Below are 17986 nucleotides of genomic sequence, written 5' to 3'. Positions count from 1 at the left end.
AATGAACACGCTCGCCGATCTCCAGGCCCGCCTCCCCGACCTGATGCTGCGCGATCAGCGCAGGCTGCGCCGCCGTCTCGACGGCATGCGCCGGGTCCGCGACCGCGCCGCCCGCCAGTCCGTCGTCCAGGAGATCGCGGGGGACGTGGAGGCCGCGGAACGCCGCGTGGCCGCGCGCCGCGCGGCCGTTCCCGCTCTCAGTTACCCTCCCGAGCTGCCGGTCAGCCGGCACAAGGACGACCTGCTCGAGGCCATCAGGGACCACCAGGTCGTCATCGTGGCCGGCGAGACCGGCTCGGGGAAGACCACCCAGATCCCCAAGATCTGCCTGGAGCTCGGCCGGGGGGTCCACGGCCTCATCGGCCACACCCAGCCGCGCCGCATCGCCGCCCGCACGGTCGCCGAGCGCATCGCCGAGGAACTGTCGATCGAGCTGGGGGAGGCGGTCGGCTACAAGGTCCGCTTCACCGACCACTCCAGCGACGGGACGCTGGTCAAGCTGATGACCGACGGCATCCTGCTCGCCGAGATGCAGACCGACCCGCTCCTGCTGCAGTACGACACGCTGATCATCGACGAGGCGCACGAGCGCAGCCTCAACATCGACTTCATCCTGGGCTATCTCAAGCAGCTCCTCCCCAAACGGCCCGACCTCAAGGTGGTCATCACCTCCGCGACCATCGACCCCGAGCGGTTCGCCCGGCACTTCGCCCGGCCGGGTGGCGAGCCGGCGCCCGTGATCGAGGTGTCCGGACGCACCTATCCGGTGGAGGTGCGCTACCGCCCGGTCGACGAGGACGACGACCAGACCCAGGCCATCGTCGACGCCGTGGACGAGCTGTGCGCCGAGGGGCCGGGCGACATCCTGGTCTTCCTCAGCGGCGAGCGGGAGATCCGCGACACCGCCGACGCGCTCAAGGGCCGTCCCGAGGAGGTCCTCCCGCTGTACGCGCGGCTGTCGGCCGCCGAACAGCACCGGGTCTTCCAGCCCCACAGGGGCCGGCGCATCGTGCTCGCCACCAACGTCGCCGAGACCTCGCTGACCGTTCCCGGCATCAAGTACGTGGTCGATCCGGGCACGGCCCGGATCTCCCGCTACAGCCACCGCCTGAAGGTCCAGCGGCTGCCGATCGAGCCGGTCTCCCAGGCGTCGGCCAACCAGCGCAAGGGCCGCTGCGGCCGTACGTCGGACGGCGTGTGCATCCGGCTCTACTCCGAGGAGGACTTCCTCTCCCGGCCGGAGTTCACCGACCCCGAGATCCTCCGTACGAACCTGGCGAGCGTCATCCTGCAGATGACGTCGCTGGGCCTGGGCGACGTCGCGGCGTTCCCGTTCGTGGAGCCCCCGGACAGCCGTCAGGTCAGGGACGGCGTCAACCTGCTGCTGGAGCTCGGCGCCCTCGCGGACAAGGACGCGGGCCGGGAGGCCGGGAAGGGCACGCAGCTCACGCCGCTCGGGCGCAAGCTGGCCCAGCTCCCGGTCGACCCCCGCCTCGCCCGGATGGTGCTGGAAGCCGACAAGAACGGCTGCGCCCGCGAAGTCATGATCATCGCGGCCGCGCTGTCCATCCAGGACCCGCGCGAGCGGCCGGCTGACAAGCAGCAGGCGGCCGACGAGAAGCACCGCCGATTCGCCGACAAGGAATCGGACTTCCTGACCTACCTCAACCTCTGGAACCACCTCCGCGACAGGCAGAAGGAGCTGTCGTCGAGCGCGTTCCGGCGGCTGTGCAAGGCCGAATACCTCAACTATCTGCGCGTGCGCGAGTGGCAGGACATCGACAGCCAGCTCCGCCAGGTGGCCAAGACCCTGGGCATCGTGCCCAACAGCGTGCCCGCCGATCCCCAGCGCATCCACCAGTCGCTGCTGGCCGGCCTGCTGTCGCACATCGGCGTCAAGGACGTCGTCGAGAAGCGCAGGCAGGACGGCCGCAGGCCGATCACGGAGTACATCGGCGCCCGCAACGCCCGCTTCGCGATCTTCCCCGGCTCGGCCCTCGCCAAGGCGCAGCCGCAGTGGGTGATGTCGGCCGAGCTGGTGGAGACCTCACGGCTGTGGGCCCGGGTCAACGCCAAGATCGAGCCCGGCTGGATCGAGCCCCTCGCGCAGCACCTGGTCAAGCGCACCTACAGCGAGCCGCACTGGGAGAAGGACCAGGCCGCCGTCGTCGCGCTGGAGAAGGTCACGCTGTACGGCGTGCCGATCGTGACCGAGCGGAAGGTCAACTACGGCCGCATCGACCCCGAGCTGAGCCGGGAGCTGTTCATCCGGCACGCGCTGGTCGACGGCGACTGGCGCACCCACCACAAGTTCTTCCACGAGAACCGCAAGCTGCTCGAGGAGGTCGAGCGGCTGGAGGAGAAGGCCCGCCGCCGCGACATCCTCGTGGACGACGAGACGCTGTTCGACTTCTACGACCAGCGGATCCCGGCCGACGTGGTCTCGGGCAGGCACTTCGACAGCTGGTGGAAGAAGGCGTCGCGGGAGACGCCCGACCTGCTGACGTTCTCGCCGGAGATGCTGGTCAACGACAGCGCCGGGGTCAGCGCCAGGGACTACCCCGACGCCTGGCGGCAGAACGGCCAGCGGATGCGGCTGACCTACCGCTTCGAGCCCGGCGCGGTGGAGACGGGCGAGGCGGACGGCGTGACCGTCCACATCCCGCTCGCCGTGCTCAACCAGGTCGACCCGACCGGCTTCGACTGGCAGATCCCCGGCCTGCGCGAGGACCTCGTCACCGCGCTCATCCGGTCGCTGCCGAAGAACCTGCGCCGCAACTTCGTGCCCGCCCCCAACTACGCCAAGGCCGTGCTGGAACGCGTACGGCCCGGCGGCGAGCCGCTCCTGCAAGCGCTGGAGCGCGAGCTGCGGGCGCTGACCGGGGTGGAGGTGCCGCGCGACGCGTGGGCCCTCGACCAGCTCCCCGCCCACCTGCGGATCACCTACCGGGTGATCGACGACCGCAAGCGCACGGTGGACGAGGACAAGGACCTGGAGGCGCTCAAGCGGCGGCTCGCACCCAAGCTGCGCGCCACGCTGTCGAAGGCCGCCGACGACCTCGAACGCGACGGCCTGCACGGCTGGACGATCGGCACCCTGCCGCAGGTGTTCGAGCAGGGCAGGCTGCGGGCCTACCCGGCCCTGGTGGACGAGGGCACGAGCGTCGCGGTCCGGATGTTCGAGACCGAGCGCGAGCGCGACCGGGCCATGTGGGCGGGCACCAGGAGGCTGCTGCTGCTCAACGTGGTCAACCCGGCCAAGGCCATCCTGCGGACCCTGACCACCGCGCAGAAGCTCGCCCTCAGCCGCAGCCCGCACGGCGGGGCCGCCGCCCTGTTCGACGACTGCACGGCGTGCGCCGCCGACAAGCTGATGGCGGAGGCGGGCGGGCCCGTCTGGGACGAGGCAGGGTTCGAGCGGCTGCGCGACCACGTGCGCGCCTCGTTGTTCGAGACGACCGAGGAGGTCGTCTCCCGGGTGGAGCGCGTCCTGGCGGCCTGGCACGCGGCGCAGAACCGGCTCGGCGCGCTGGGCGGCGGCGTGGCCGATCTCAGGGCCGACATCGCCGACCAGCTCGACGGGCTGGTGCACGACGGGTTCGTCACCGAGACGGGCTACGACCGGCTGCCGGACGTGCACCGCTACCTGCGGGCGGTCGAGCGCAGGCTCGACAAGCTCCCGGACGACCCCCGCCGCGACCGCGAGTGGATGCACCGCGTGCACGACGTCGAGGACGAGTACCGCGACCTGCTCGACCGGCTGAAGCCCGCCGAGCGGGACGCCAAGGCCGTACGGGACATCCGGTGGATGATCGAGGAGCTCCGGGTGAGCTTCTTCGCCCAGCAGCTCGGCACTCCCACCCCGGTCTCCGAGAAGCGCATCCGCAAGGCCATGGAGCAGGTCGAGTCCGCCGCCCGGGCCGGGTGACCCCGGCGGCAGGGTTTTCCGGACACAGCTCAGCGGCCGAGCGCGGCGCCGATCAGCGCGCGGGGGTCGGCCGCCCCGGCGAGCACGCCCGACGGGAGCAGGTCGATCAGGTGGGCGTGCCCGAAGTTGGAGCCCCACTCCACCGTCTCGACGGCGTGCCCGCGCTCGCGCAGGCCGTCCGCCCACGGCGCGCCCTCCTCGACCTCGACCACGGGGGCGGACCGCCAGGTGTCGAAGCCGGTGCCGCTGCCGAGCGCCCAGCGCGGGGCGCCGATCGCCTCGCCGGGCGTCTGGCCGTGCGCGAGCAGGCGGGTGACCAGCTGCAGCAGGATCTGCGGCTGCGCGTCGCCGCCCATCGTGCCGAGGACCGTGCGCAGCGTCCCGTCCGGCCGGGTGACCAGCGCCGGGCACAGCGTGTGGGGCGGGCGGCGGCCCGGGCCGTACTCCGCGGGGTGGCCGGGCGTGAGCGAGAAGCCGATGCCGCGGTTGTGCAGGTTGATCCCGGTGCTGGGCTCGAAGAGCAGGCTGCCGAAGCCCGACGCGTTCGACTGGATGAGCGAGACGCCCATGCCGTCCCCGTCGACCACGCACAGGTACGTGGTGTCGCCCGGCCCGGCGGGGGCGTCGGGCAGGGAGGAGCGCCGCTCGGGGTCGACCAGCGCGCGGCGGGCGGCGGCCGTCCCGAGCGGCGCGACGGCGGCCTCGTGGAGGACGTCGAGCCGGTCGTGCCCGGCCGCCCTCGCGACTCGACCAGCAGGTGGGCCCAGCGCGGGTCGGCCGGGTCGGCGGGCGGGCCGAGCTCGGCGAGGATCTCCAGGGCCAGCAGGAGCAGGTAGCCCTGGGAGTTCGGCGGAACGGTCCAGATCCGGTGCCCGAACACCTCGACGCTCAGCGGCTCCACCCAGTCGGCGTTCGGCCGGGCCAGGTCCTCCTCGATGTACTCGCCGCCGCCGAGTTCCAGCAGCCCCTTGCCGAACTCGCCCTGGTAGAACGCCGCCCGGCCGCCCTCGCCGAGCGCGGTGAGTGCCCGGGCGACGCCGGGCCTGCGGATCACGTCCCCGGCGCGGCGGGCCGCCGCGAAGTCCCCCGCTCCGGGCAGCGAGCCGATGAACTCCCCGCCCGGGGCGAGCAGCGGCGAGGCGGGGAAGCCCTCGGCCGCGAGCCGGATCGCGGGGGCCAGCAGGTCGGCGAGCGGCAGGCGGGCGTACCGCTCGTGCAGCGCCAGCCACCCGTCGGCGCAGCCGGGCACCGGGACCGAGCGGATGTCGTACAGATGGGGCATCCGGCCGAGGCCCTCCGCCCGCAGCCGACCGGGATCGGCGCCCGAGCCGGCCCGCCCCGAGGCGTTGAGCGCGTTCACGGTTCCGTCGTGGACGAGGGCGAACAGGTCGCCGCCGAGACCGCACATGTGCGGGGCGGTGACCGCCAGCACGGCGTTGGCGGCGATGGCCGCGTCCACCGCGTTGCCGCCTCTGTCGAGCATGGCGACGCCCGCCGCGGAGGCCAGATGATCGACGGTGCATACCATGCCGTTCAGGGCATACCGAGTCTCGCTCACGTTCGGCGATGTTACGGCACACCATAGAGTGGCTGCCGTAACAGGACGAAAAGGAGAGGCGGTCATGGTCCGGGCGCTCGTGTTCGACGTGGGGGAGACGCTCATCGACGAGACCCGGATCTGGTCCCGATGGGCCGACCGGCTGGGCGTGCCGCGCCTGACCTTCATGGGCGTGCTCGGCGGCATGGCCGCCCTCGACCGGAGCCACCGGGAGGCGTTCGAGCTGCTCAGGCCGGGCATCGACCTCGACGCCGAGATGGAGGCGTGGCGGCGCGAGGACCCGGACGGGCTGCGCGAGAACTTCGACGCCGACGACCTCTACCCGGACGTGCGGCCCGGCCTCGCGGCCCTGCGGGAGGCCGGCTACGACCTGGTCGTCGCGGGCAACCAGCCACCCCAGGCGTACGACGCGCTGGTCGCGATGGACCTGCCGGTGGACGGCGTCCACACCTCGGCCGGATGGGGGGTGGAGAAGCCCGACCCCGCCTTCTTCGCCAAGGTCGCGGCCGTCTGCGGCCATGAGCCCGGGCAGATCCTGTACGTCGGCGACCGGCTCGACAACGACGTCCTGCCCGCCGCGCGCGCCGGGATGCGGACGGCCCTGCTCCGCCGGGGGCCCTGGGGCTACCTGCACTCCGAGCGCCCGGACGCCGCCCGCGCCGACCTCGTCGCCGACGGCCTCGCCGACCTCGTCCGCCTGGTCCCCACACTCGGCTGACTCCGGGGCACCGTCTCAGGGACGGCTGGAGCCGCGAGGTCATCCGGCCGAGGCCGTCCCGGGAGATCGAAGATGGCCGTCACCGATACGGCCGAAAGATCTACCTGCTACTTGCTGTAGTACTACGATCACGGCCGTGCCCGTAGATGTCGGCAGGAACCAGTTGCGCGTGAGCTTCGCTGCCCAGAGGGACGCCGCGCAGTCGATGCCCGACGGCCCGCCTGCGGCTTTGCTCAGCTTCTACGGCGCAGAGTGCGGCATGAAAGCGGCGATCCTGGACCGCCTCGGCTTGCGGTCCACCGCGCAGCTTCCCGAGCACCTCAGGAACCACGATCTGCACCGCCTGGCCAAGGAACTGAGACTTTCTCCTTCTCTTTGCAAGCGGATGCAGCCCTGTGCGAGTCAGACGCACATGGTCACGTGGCCTTCGGTGATCTGCACCAGGCGTGGCGATATGGCCACGCTCTGCGGAAGGACCACCAGAAAGAGGCCCTTGCCGTGCTGCGTGAGTTGCTGGACTGGTGTCGGCAAGAATTGAGGACATGATCGTGCCGGACGAGATATCGGTCCCTGATCGCCTCTACACCTGGGTTGACGTTGATGCGCACCTGGCCAACCTCGCTGTTCGCAACGAGTGGCCCGAATGGCTTCACGAGTGCGATGCGTTCTGGGACGGGGTTGAGCTGACTGTCGACCCGAGGGCGTCGCGTGAGGACGCGCTGTCCTGGCTGGGCGAGAAGTTCGGCGTGGGCTCGCTGGTGCGCGATGAGGAGATCGCCGCACTCCGGCTCGACGATGTCCCCGGGCGGTTGTCCAACAGGCTGCTCCCGATCACGGTCCGGCACCGGGAGCCCGACCTGCCAAGACGAGAGCCGCGTTGGCGGGAGCGTCGTATCGTCCGTTCCCTCGGCCAACCGCTGCCTCCACCCGGCGGTCCTTTCCCGGGCAACGTGCGGATCGCCGCTCTGCACTCATTCAAGGGCGGAGTGGGGCGTACGCTGCACGGAGTCGCCCTTGCCGAGGCCATTGCCCAGCGGGGCGAGCGGGTGCTTCTGGTCGACGCCGATCTGGAAGCGCCCGGGATCACCTGGATGTTCGCAGCCCATGGCCGACGGGTGGACTTCGCTTACGAAGACTTCCTGTCGCTACTGCATTCGTCGGAGGACGGGCGGCCCGACGACGCGGTGACGCTCGGGTCCGCTTACCTACCGAACCAGACGATCGACAACGTGATCGTCATGCCGACCAGACGTTCGCTGCAGGACATCGCCCCACCGCGCATCCAGCCCACCGACTTGCTGACTCCCGAACGGTCGATCTACTACCTGACAGAGTCCCTGGGCCAACTGGCCCATCAGCTCGACGCGCGGGCCGTTCTGATCGACCTGCGAGCCGGCGGCAGTGAGCTGTCGGCCCCGGTGCTCCTGGACCCCCGTGTACAGAGAATTTTCGTCACCACAGTCAGCGACCAAGCACTGATCGGTACTGTCCGCACTATCCAGGAACTCGGCAGGAGGGCGCCCTCACGCCCCGATGACCCGGCGAGTGCCGCTGTCATCACCCAGTTCCATCCGCAGGGTCACGGCGAACTCGCTGTGCAAGCCGCGGCGATGCTGCGTGACGTGATTTCCAAGACGCTCGAGCCGGGCAGCCAGGAGGGCGAGGATCGGGTAGTCGACGGAGATGTCACGCTGGAACCGATACTCAGCGTGTTTCAGGATCGTCTCCTGGCGCTTCCCTCGTCATGGGAGGCCGTGGTCGATCTGGTGCGTCGTCAGCGACTCACCCATATGTTGGCTCCGCTGGCGGATGAACTGAGCCGAGTGGAAGAGCCGGCATTCACGCCGCAGGCGGGTCCGCCTGTGTCGCCTTTCGGTCCGGATGAGCATCTGGCCGCGCTCCGGGGGCGGCTCGGAGACTTCGCCCGCCGGCTCGCGTATGCCGAAACCGCTGACGATACGGCGTTCCTGCCGACGGAGTCACTCCGGAACCTGCTGACCTCGCACCGGACCGAGCCTCCCCTCTGCGTGGTGGCGGGTGCCAAAGGATCCGGCAAGACGTTCACCCAAATCCAGATGTGCTTCCGGCGGACCTGGCGTGATTACGCAGCCGACGTCGGCGTCCCGGGCGTCGCACTACAGGCCCTGTTGGCTCCGGTCTTCATATCCAAGAACCTGAAGGACGACACTTATCAGCGGATCAGCGCGATCCAGCGCGACGCCTGCGTTTCCCGGGCGGCGGAGCCGGCGAGTCAACTGGAACTGCGCGATCTCATCGATGGGGCGCTGCGTTCGCAGCTTTCCGACGCAGAATGGCGGCGAGTCTGGCTCACCTGCATGGCTCGAGCCGTCGGCATCGATGCCGAGCCGACCGATGTCGAGCGGAAACTGGCCGACTTCGCCCATGCCGACTCGCGGATCTTCCTCATCGACGGGCTCGAGGACCTGCTGCAAGATTTCGCTCGTAATGAGTCGCAGCGGCAGGCGCTTCGGGTTCTCATGGTCGACTGTCTCGACTGGCTGCGCAGCTTGAGGGGCCGTCCACTCGGCCTGGTCATCTTTGTGCGCCGGGATCTCGTCCAGGCGGCGGTCCGGCAGAACTACAACCAATTCCTTGCCCGATACAGCGAGTACGAGCTCAAATGGAACCCCGCGGAGGCGCTGCGACTCGCCCTATGGATCGCCCAGCGCTCCGGAAGCCTCCCTCGTCTGTCATCCGAGGAGGTGGCCAAGGCGACGGACAAGGATCTGAGCAGGCGGCTCATGCCTGTCTGGGGGGAGAAAATGGGATCGCCTCGCTCTCGGGAGGCGAGGTCGGACGGCTGGTTTCTTGCCGCCCTCTCCGATTTTAACGGGCAGATTCAGGCGCGCGACATCGTCATTTTCATCGCGGAGTCCGCGGATATCTCCAAGGATGACAGTCGCTGGTCAGATCGGCTGCTGACGCCATCCGCCATGAGAAACGCGCTGGTCAGATGCAGCCGGGAGAAGATCGCGGCGATCGGAGCGGAGAGTCCGCAGGTCGGAGAACTCCTCAACCGGCTGGACGGTCTGGGTGCGGAGAAAAAGAAGATTCCTTTCAGTCCCGAAATCGTGGGTCTCTCGGCCGAGGATCTCGATCTCCTTGCTGCCAACGGAGTTGTTTTCCGCGAAGAAGACCAGTACTGGATCCCCGAAATCTTCCGTCACGGTCTGTCGTTCAAAGCCGCCGGCCGTCCGAAGATCTTGGCCATCGCCAATCTCGTCAGGCAGCGCAATAATCTTGACTGAAGCGGCCCTCGCCGGTCGTCCGGGACCGAAGTTGTTCAATACGGCCGCAGCCGGCGGGCGAGGAGTTCGCGCAGCCCAGATCCCCGCGTCCAACGGGCACGCCACCGCGAGGGCTCTCGCCACGCTGTACGGCCGGCTGGTGTCGTGCGAGATCCTCCGGCCGGACGTGCTCGACCGGGCCGTCGCGCCCCGGAGCGAGGGGCACGACGAGGTCCTGCTGGCGCGGACCAGGTTCGCGCTCGGCTACATGCTGCCCTGCGAGATCCGGCCTTTCGCGCCGAACCCGCGGGCCTTCGGGTACAGCGGCTAGGGCGGGGCGCTCGCCTTCGCCGGCGCCGACGCGGGCGTCGCCCTCGCCTACACCCCGAGCCGCCTCGTCGTCAGCCCGACCGGCCCCGATCCCAGGTGGAAGCCCATGGTCGCGGCGCTGTAGGCGTGCCTGTGACGGGTCCGCCGGGGGACGGACAGCGCCGCGACGTGGGGCGCTCAGCCCTGTTCCTGCTTCTTCCGCCTGACGGCGGCGACGAGCTCGTCCTTGCTCATTCCCGACGCGCCCTCGACGCCCAGTTCCCTGGCCTGGTGCAACAGCTCGTCCTTGGTCCGGGAGCGCGGCTTGATCGGAGCTGCCAGCACCTCGGCCTTCCGCTTGCTGAAGGCCTTGCCGAGCTGCACCCGCTCCTCGAAGGGAATGGCCTTCTCCAGGACCGGGAGGATGTCGTTCTCCTCCTCCTCGACGTGGTGCGTCACCGCGTCGATCAGCTCTTGCAGCAGCGTGTCGAACTCGGGGCTCTCCGGGGCGGTCTCCAGGAGCCGGGAGATCATCTCCTCGGCCTCGTGGTGCTCCTCCGCGCCGTGGTGGACCTCCTCCTTCTCCTCGGGCTGCCGCTTGGCGAGCACGGGGTAGACCTCGTCCTCCTCGCCCTCGCTGTGGGCGATGAACTTCGCCGCCAGCTCCGCGAGCAGGGCCGGGCGGTTCTCCGGCATCTTCTGGAGCCGCTCGAACAGCGACTCCACGTCGCGGTGATCTTCCTTGATCAGGCCGATGACGTCGGTTGCCATGGGTTTCCTCCTGTGCGTGGACGCGCTCGCACTACCCGGCGCCACCGCGCTCACACCGGTCCCGAGGGGTGGGAGCTCCCGGCTTTCTCACGACGGGGACTGGAGCTCGGAACCCGGAGATCAGGAGTCCCTGGTGAGGGTGCCCTCGTAGGCGAACAGACCGAGGTCGTCGGTGTGGCGGTAGGAGAGAGCGTCGCCCTTGCGGGTGAGCACGACGTCGCCCGGGACGCACTGCGGCACGTCCTCCAGCCGGAACGTGAGCGCGGAGCCGGACGCCGCGGTCAGCCGCAGCGTGCCGTCGCACGAGTTGGCCGGCTCCTTCCACCTGCCGGACGGTTCGCCGCGCTTCAACTCGATCTCGATGTCGTACTCGCTCGTGAGCAGGCCGGCGGTGTCCGCGATGTGACCCCGCCACTTGCCGGCGACGCCTGCGGTATGCCCGCCGGTGCGGAGGCGGTCGCCGGGGTCGTCGCGCCCGTGTCGCCGGACGCGGGGTCCGTGGTTCCGGTGCCGGCCGGCGTCGGCTCCGGCGCGTACGTGCTCCGGGCGGGAGCGCTCGCCAGGGGTGTGGGTGACGGGCCGGCGGACACCGCGGTCAGGCGCGGGACCAGCAGCGCCGCGGTGATCCCGAGGGCCGCCACGGCCGCCCCGGCTCCGGCCAGGACCCGGGTGCGCGATCCGCCCCGGACGCCTCCGGGAACCGTGGTCGCCCCAGCGAACCCGGCAACCGCACCCTTCCCCCCAAGCGCACCGGGTCCGTCGAACGCACCGACCTGGCCGTCGGCCCCGGCGGCGACGCGTACGGCTGCGCCGGCGCGGCAGGGGGGACGTTCACCGCCGCAGCCGTGGGCGCCGGGCCGGGCGCGGTGCCGACCAGTTCGAGCAGCAGGTCGCGAGCGGCGGGCCGGGCGGCGGGGTCCTTGGCGAGGCAGCGCTCGACCAGCGCCCGCAGAGGCGGGGGCACCGGCGTCAGGTCGGGGAAGGTCGTCATGATCCGGTGCAGCACGGCGGCGACGTTGCTGGCACCGAACGCCGCCCTGCCGGTGGCGGCGAAGACGATCGTCGCTCCCCACGCGAAGACGTCGGAGGCGGGGGTGGCCGGATGTCCCGCGATCTGCTCGGGCGCCAGGTAGGCCGGGGTGCCCACCGGGCCCGCGGTCATCGTCTCGCTCTCGCCCTGGCGGGCGATGCCGAAGTCGACCACGCGGGGACCGTCCGGACCCAGCAGCACGTTGCCCGGCTTGAAGTCGCGGTGCACGATGCCCGCGCCGTGGATCGCCGCCAGCGCGGTCGCCGTCCCCACCGCCAGCCGTTCCAGCTCGCCTCCGCGCAGCGGCCCCGACGCGCTCACCCGCTGCTGGAGCGAGGGGCCGTCGACGAACTCGCTCACGACGTACGGCTCGCGCCCGTCCACCACGGCCGTGATCACCCTGGCCGTGCAGAAGGGGGCGACGCCGCGCAGGACGTCGAGTTCCCGCGCCAGCCGTGCCCGGACGGCGGGGTCGAGCCCGGTCTTGAGCACCTTCACCGCGACCGGTGCGCCGTCGGGCGCATGACCCAGGTAGACGACGCCTTGGCCGCCCTCGCCGAGCCGTCCGCTGATGCGGAACCCGCCGAGCGTACGCGGGTCGTCTGGACCAAGGGGGCCGAGCATGGTCACACCGTAGCGATCCCGCGGCAGGTCCGGGATCAGAGCAGGCGCGGGTTCACCGCGTCGGCGAGCGCGCGCCGCCCCGCGTCGCTCAGGTGCAGGTGATCACCCGAGTCGTACGAGACGGCCAGTTGCTCGGGGAACTGCGGGTCGCGTACGGCCCGGTCGAAGTCGAGGACGCCGTCGAACACCCCGCTCGTGCGGATCCAGGTGTTCAGCCGCTGCCTGATCTCCTCGCGCTCCGGAGTCCAGGTGCTCCAGCCGTAGAAGGGGGTGAGCGTGGCGCCCAGCACCTTGACCTTGCGGGCGTGCGCCTCGCGGATCAGCCGCTTGTATCCGTAGGCGAGCGGCTTGATCGAGGTGTAGTCGCCCCGGGCGATGTCGTTGATCCCCTCGTAGACCACCACCGTGCGCACCCCCGGCTGGGACAGCGCGTCGCGGTAGAACCGGCTGAGACCGCTCGGGCCGACGTTGGAGTGCAGCAGCCGGTTCCCGGCGATGCCGGCGTTGAGCACTCCCATCCGCCGCGACGACGACTGGTGGGCCAGCCGCTGCCGCAGGTAGTCGGTCCAGCGGCGGTTGGCGTCGACGGCCTGGCCCGCGCCGTCGGTGATCGAGTCGCCGAACGCGACCACCGAGCCCGTCGTGGCCGCGCCCGCCTCGACCGCGATCCGGTCGAGGAAGTACCACTGCGTGCTGGTGTAGGTGAAGCCCTCGCCGCTCTCCTCCGCCGCGTGGTCCCCGGGGTCCGACAGGTAGGTGGTGCTGTAGGCGCGTTCGTGCCCGGTCACCCCCATGACCGTGCCGGGCAGGTGGAGGCTGACGACCAGGGCGGAGCCGCCGGCGATCCGGCCCGGGATCGGGTCGCTCCAGACGGCCTGGCCCGGCGGCACCCGCACCGTGGCGCGCTTGCGGAAGGTCACCGGCCGGTTGGTGCCGGCGAGGATCTCGGCGCCGTACGCCTGGACGCCCACGTGGACGTTCTCGAACGTCACCGGCGCCTCCCCGAAGACGTTGGACAGGCGCAGGCGCGCGCCGGCGCCGCCGACGCTGGCGCGCACGACCATCCGGACGGTCTGCCCGCCGAGGGCCGCCGTGATCCGGTCGGTCGAGGTGGTCCACGCGCCGACCAGGGGGCGCCGTACGGGCGAGTCGCCTTCGGGTCTCGGCGCGGCCGTGAGGGACTCCGCGTGGACCGGCGCCATGGGAAGCGCGGCGGTCGCGCCGCTGACGGCGAGGGCGAGAGCGGCAATGGTCAACCGGTGAGCCGGCCGTGCCATCCGGGGTCCTCCATTGGGATGTGGCTGCCTGGGGCGGGTCCGTGGTGGTGACGCTTCCGATCCGCCGAGACCGTTGATCGAAAAGCGTCCGCGACGCCATACATTACGGCTGTTTGGCGAACACCGGGTGAGAAGTTGACCGTCAGGCGTAACGGTCGCCCACATTCTGGTTGAATCCCGACTGTAGCCTTGCCCGTTCTCCGAGCCGTCCGACGTCCTGGAGGACCTGACGGATGCTTCCGTCCACGCGCGACGACGACGTCCCGGGCGTACGGCCGCCCGCTCGCCGGCGTGGTTCGCTGGCCGCGCCCGCCCTCGCGGGTGTGGCGGCGGCCGTGGCGAGCGCGCTCGGCACCTCCCTTGACATATGGACGCTGCCGGTGCCCGCCCGGGTGGTGATCACCGTGGTGGCGGCGGCGCTCGTCGGCGCCCTGACCTGGGCCACGCTCGCGCCGCAGTCGCCGGCGTCCGGCCCGCGGGCGGCGAAGGGGACGCCCCCGCCCGCCGAGCTGCCGCCGGTCATCGCGCACTTCACCGGGCGGCGTGAGGTGCTCGCGGAGCTGCACGAGCAGTTCGCCCTGCGAGACCGTCCTTCCTCGGGCGACCGGGACGCCCCTCTGGTCGTGTCGCTCTACGGGCGGGCCGGCGTCGGCAAGTCGGCGCTGGCCACGCGGTTCGCCCACGAGGTCATCGACGAGTTCCCCGACGGCCAGCTCTACTTCGACCTGCGGGGCGCGGACGGCGCGGTGCGGCCCGAGGAGGTGCTCGCCGCGTTCCTGCGGGCCCTCGGCGTCCGGCTGACCACCGACCCCGGCGGCCTGGTCGAGCTGCAGAAGCTCTGGTGGACGTGGACCAAGGACCTGCGCGTCCTGATATTCCTCGACAACGCGCAGAGCGGTGAGCAGGTCAGGGACCTCATCCCGCCGGAGCCGGGCTGCGCCGTGATCGTCACCTCCCGGCAGCCGCTGTTCCTGCGCAACCGCTACGACCGGCAGCTCGCCGTCTTCACCGAGGCGCAGGGGGTCGAGCTGCTCGCCCGGCTCGCCGGAGACGAGCGCGTCGCCGCCGACCTCGACTCCGCCCTCGCGATCGTGCGGCTGTGCGATCGGCTGCCGCTGGCCATCAGCATCTGCGGCGGACGCCTGGCGACCAGGGAGCGGTGGTCCCTGCGGGAACTGGCCGACCGGCTCGCCGACGAGCGGCGCAGGCTCGGCCAGCTGGAGGTCGGCACGCAGATCGACCGCAGCGTGCGGGCCTCGCTGCAGCTCAGCTACGACGACTGCACCGGCATCCAGCGCCGGTTGCTGCGCCTGCTCGGCCTGCTGCCCGCGCCCGACGTGCAGGCGTGGGTGGCGGGCGACCTGCTGGGCGCCTCGGAGCTCGACGGCGCCGACCAGCTGGAGGCGCTGGTGGACGCGCAGCTCGCCGAGTGCTCGGGCCGCGACGTCACCGGCAGCATGCGCTACCGGCTGCACGACCTGGTCCGGCTGTTCGCCCGCGAGGTCGCCGTACGGGACGAGCCCGAGGAGCGCCGCCGCGCCGCCATCGAGCGGGTCCTGTACGGCTATCGCCGCCGGGCCGAGAGCGCCGCCACCGAGCGCTGGCCGCAGGACTGGCGGCGGCGCGGCGTACGCACCGGAGGCGACAGCGGCGAGATCTCCTCTGCCGCCTGGTTCACCGCCGAGCGGCTCGCCCTGCTGTCCGCCGTCCACATGGCCAGGTCGCAGGAGCTGTGGGACCTCGCCTGGGCGACCGGGCGCGCCTTCTGCTCGCTGTGCCACTCGCTGCGCGCGTACTGGTCCGACTGGCGGGAGGTCGCCGACCTCGTCTGCGAGGCCGCCGAGCGCACCGGCGACCCCAGGGCCGTGGGGATCGCGCTGATGGAACGGGCGGCGGTCGTGGGCGGCAGCGGACGATCGGCCGAGGCGAGGGCGGACGCCGAGCGGGCGCTGGAGATCTTCACCGGCCTGGGGGAGTCGTGGTGGGCGGCGCGGGCCATGCGGACGGTCGGGATGACGCTGTTCGGCGAGGGCAACCTCGACCACGGGCAGGGGTATCTCACCGGCGCGATCAGCGCGTTCAAGGCCGAGGACGACCGCTGGTGGCAGGCCCGCACCCAGCGCAACCTGGCCGAGCTGCGCCTGGCCCAGGGCAGGCTGGCCGAGGCGAGGCGGCTCCTGGAGGACTCCCTCGCGGTGTTCGAGAGCGGGGGCAACCGCTATTCGGAGGCCCAGACCCAGCGGGTGCTCGGAGAGGTGCTGGCCGCGGAGGCGCGCGAGCTGCTCAAGGCCGGGGACGGCTCGGCGGCGGAGCGCAGGTTTGTCCTGGCGGGCAACGCCCTGCGCTTCGCCATCCGGGCGTTCCACGAACGGGGGGAGGAGTGGGAGGAGGCCCGCTGCCTGCGCGCCGCGGGCGAGATCGGCGACCCGCAGGCCGGGCTGCGCGAGTACGCCGGGGTGCGCCTGGCGAAGGAGACGCTCGAGAAGCTCGGGGACTCCTGGGGTGTGGCCAGGACCCGGTCGTCGGAGGGTGCGGCGCTGGCCAGGCTGGGCCGCACGGAGGAGGCGGTCGCGGCGCTGCGCGAGGCCGTACGCGAGTTCGCGGAGCTGGGCGATCGCTGGTGGCAGGCCCGGGGGCTTCGCACGCTCGGCGAGGTGCTGCTCGCGGCGGGCCGCAGGGACGAGGCGCACGAGCCCGTCGCCGAGGCCCTGGAGATCTACCACAGCCTCGGCAACGAGGCGGGTGCCTCGCGCGCCCGGGCCCTGCTCGACCGCGTCACCCGAAAGGGACCTTGAGGCAGGTAGCGGGATCGATGTGACGCCGGGTACAGATCTTCACTCTGCACTCATTCTTCCGTCATAGAGGGACGGATAGGCTCGGCTTGATGAATGCATACGAGCGTTGGATCGTTCTGGAAGGCGCGGCGAACGTACGGGACCTGGGTGGCCTGCCCACCGCGGACGGCGGGACCACGGTGTCCGGCCGGATCCTGCGGGCCGACAACCTGCAGGGCCTGACCGAGGGTGACGTGGCACTGCTCGTGGGCGACCTCAAGCTGCGGCACGTGGTCGACCTGCGGTCGGAGACCGAGGTACGCCTGGAGGGGCCGGGCCCGCTGACCCTCCTCCCGGAGGTCGCCATCCACCACCACAGCCTGTTCGCGGAGGGCGGCCACCTCACCGACGTCGAGGCCGACACCATCGACGACAGGGCCCTGCCGTGGCAGGGCGAGCGGGACGAGGAGGACCTGGCCGAACTCCGCGTGACCGGCTACTACTACGGATATCTGCGCGACCGGCCCGACTCGGTGGTGGCCGCCCTGCGGGTGCTCGCCCGTGACGACGGCATGGCCGTGGTGCACTGCGCGGCGGGCAAGGACCGCACCGGAGTGGTCTGCGCCCTGGCGCTCGCCGTCGCGGGCGCCACCCGGGAGGCGATCATCGAGGACTACGTCGCCACCGGCGAACGGCTGGAGGGCATCCTCGCCCGGCTGCGCGCCAGCCGCACCTACCGGGAGGACCTCGACTCGAAGCCGGCCGACAGCCACCTGCCGCGGCCCGAGTACATGGACCAGTTCCTGTCGACGCTGGACGACCGGTTCGGCGGCCCCCTCGGCTGGCTGCGCACCCACGGCTGGACCGACGCCGACACCGAGGCCCTACGCGGCCGGCTGCGCGACTGACCTCCGGCTGCCGCCGGAAGCGGGGTCAGGCGAGGGTTTCGCCGCCGTCGACGGTGATGACCTGGCCGGTGACGTAGTTGTTGGCCATGAGGAAGACAGCCGTGGCGGCGGCCTCCTCGGCGGTGCCGAAGCGGCCGAGGGGAGCGGACGTTCCGGCGGCGGCGATCGCCTCGTCGGAGTCCAGCCCCGGCAGTGAGCGCAGGAGCGGGGTGTCGATCCGGCCGTAGCGTACGGTGTTCACGCGCACCCGTGCGGGGGCGAGCTCCACGGCGAGGGCCCTGGTGAGGGTCTCCACGGCCCCGGCGGCCGACAGCGGGACGGTCATCCCGGGGTAGGGGCGGACCACGAGGATCCCCGAGCTGAACGTGAGCGAGCCTCCCGCGGGAAGGTGGGCCGCCGCCGCGCGGGCGGCGGCGAAGACCGTCTGGAGGGGGCCGGAGCCGAGGCTCGTGCGGATGTCGTCGGCCGACAGCCCGGTCAGGGGGCCGGCGCCGGTGATGCCGCCGGCGGTGACGTACACGTGGTCGACGTGACCGGCCCGGTCGAAGGCCTCGGCGAGGGTCTGTTCGTCTCCGCCGTCTCCGGCAACGCCCAGCACGGCGTCGTCGGGATCCTCGGCCGCGCCCGCACCGCGCACGCGGGAGACGGCGGCCTTCAGCCGTTCGGGATCGCGGCCGACCAGCACGACGCGGGCGCCGACCGAACGCAGCAGGACGCCCGCCGCCAGCCCGATGCCCGAGCTTCCGCCGATGAGGACGGCGGTCGTGCCGGAGAGGACGCTCGGCAGCGGCGAGCGGACGGGGATGGGTGTCGCAGTGCTCGGTGTCTCGGTGCTCATCGG

General features: G+C 71.5%; 13 protein-coding genes and 1 pseudogene. 7 read left to right on the top strand and 7 right to left on the bottom strand.

Annotation, left to right across the window (positions count from 1 at the left end; translation table 11 throughout):
* Position 1 precedes the first annotated feature (1 nt).
* The gene (gene hrpA, locus B1L11_RS05820; RefSeq protein ID WP_079313529.1) at positions 2-3928 is read left to right on the top strand and encodes an ATP-dependent RNA helicase HrpA; all 3927 of its coding nucleotides are present in this window, start codon (positions 2-4) and stop codon (positions 3926-3928) included.
* 29 nt (positions 3929-3957) lie between these two features.
* Here hrpA and B1L11_RS49865 read toward each other — a convergent pair whose 3' ends face one another.
* Entirely contained in the window at positions 3958-4560 is a 603-nt protein-coding gene (locus B1L11_RS49865; protein ID WP_256862278.1) for a gamma-glutamyltransferase, read from the bottom strand.
* A 170-nt stretch (positions 4561-4730) separates the two neighbouring features.
* Positions 4731-5411: pseudogene (locus B1L11_RS49860) on the bottom strand (gamma-glutamyltransferase); the annotation flags it as partial.
* 139 nt (positions 5412-5550) lie between these two features.
* Here B1L11_RS49860 and B1L11_RS05810 point away from each other — a divergent pair.
* From B1L11_RS05810 to B1L11_RS46495, 4 genes are all read left to right on the top strand, one after another.
* Positions 5551-6204, top strand: a complete 654-nt coding sequence (locus tag B1L11_RS05810) for an HAD family hydrolase (RefSeq protein WP_079313528.1) — start codon at positions 5551-5553, stop codon at positions 6202-6204.
* 136 nt (positions 6205-6340) lie between these two features.
* Positions 6341-6742 carry a hypothetical protein gene (locus tag B1L11_RS05805; RefSeq protein WP_079313527.1) on the top strand — a complete coding sequence of 134 codons (402 nt, stop codon included), beginning with the start codon at positions 6341-6343 and terminating at the stop codon, positions 6740-6742.
* 4 nt (positions 6743-6746) lie between these two features.
* A complete protein-coding gene (locus B1L11_RS05800; protein WP_079313526.1) occupies positions 6747-9473 on the top strand; it encodes a KGGVGR-motif variant AAA ATPase in 2727 nt (908 codons plus the stop codon).
* The gene (locus B1L11_RS46495; protein WP_179154993.1) at positions 9466-9783 is read left to right on the top strand and encodes a serine hydrolase; all 318 of its coding nucleotides are present in this window, start codon (positions 9466-9468) and stop codon (positions 9781-9783) included. Before B1L11_RS05800 ends, B1L11_RS46495 begins: the two co-directional genes overlap by 8 nt.
* A gap of 176 nt (positions 9784-9959) precedes the next feature.
* On the opposite strand, the gene B1L11_RS05795 is transcribed toward B1L11_RS46495, so the two are convergent.
* From B1L11_RS05795 to B1L11_RS05780, 4 genes are all read right to left on the bottom strand, one after another.
* Positions 9960-10532, bottom strand: a complete 573-nt coding sequence (locus tag B1L11_RS05795; RefSeq protein ID WP_079313525.1) for a hemerythrin domain-containing protein — start codon at positions 10530-10532, stop codon at positions 9960-9962.
* Between the two features lie 120 nt (positions 10533-10652).
* The gene (locus tag B1L11_RS05790) at positions 10653-10883 is read right to left on the bottom strand and encodes a hypothetical protein (RefSeq protein WP_079313524.1); all 231 of its coding nucleotides are present in this window, start codon (positions 10881-10883) and stop codon (positions 10653-10655) included.
* Positions 10884-11127: 244 nt separating this feature from the next.
* Positions 11128-12186, bottom strand: coding sequence for a serine/threonine-protein kinase (locus B1L11_RS05785; RefSeq protein WP_079313608.1), 1059 nt, complete (start codon positions 12184-12186; stop codon positions 11128-11130).
* Between the two features lie 35 nt (positions 12187-12221).
* Positions 12222-13463 (bottom strand): SGNH/GDSL hydrolase family protein, encoded by a 1242-nt coding sequence (locus tag B1L11_RS05780; RefSeq protein ID WP_179154992.1) that lies wholly within the window; start codon positions 13461-13463, stop codon positions 12222-12224.
* A gap of 233 nt (positions 13464-13696) precedes the next feature.
* Between B1L11_RS05780 and B1L11_RS05775 the strand changes: the two genes are divergently transcribed.
* Together B1L11_RS05775 and B1L11_RS05770 are read left to right on the top strand one after the other, a co-directional pair.
* Positions 13697-16258, top strand: a complete 2562-nt coding sequence (locus tag B1L11_RS05775) for a tetratricopeptide repeat protein (RefSeq protein WP_079313522.1) — start codon at positions 13697-13699, stop codon at positions 16256-16258.
* A gap of 89 nt (positions 16259-16347) precedes the next feature.
* The gene (locus B1L11_RS05770) at positions 16348-17145 is read left to right on the top strand and encodes a tyrosine-protein phosphatase (protein ID WP_079313521.1); all 798 of its coding nucleotides are present in this window, start codon (positions 16348-16350) and stop codon (positions 17143-17145) included.
* Positions 17146-17170: 25 nt separating this feature from the next.
* Here B1L11_RS05770 and B1L11_RS05765 read toward each other — a convergent pair whose 3' ends face one another.
* Entirely contained in the window at positions 17171-17983 is an 813-nt protein-coding gene (locus B1L11_RS05765; protein ID WP_079313520.1) for an SDR family oxidoreductase, read from the bottom strand.
* Positions 17984-17986 lie beyond the last annotated feature (3 nt).

Origin of the sequence: Microbispora sp. GKU 823, from assembly GCF_002027145.1 — a bacterium.
GTDB lineage: Bacteria > Actinomycetota > Actinomycetes > Streptosporangiales > Streptosporangiaceae > Microbispora > Microbispora siamensis.
This window is presented reverse-complemented; position numbering and strand designations above follow the sequence as displayed.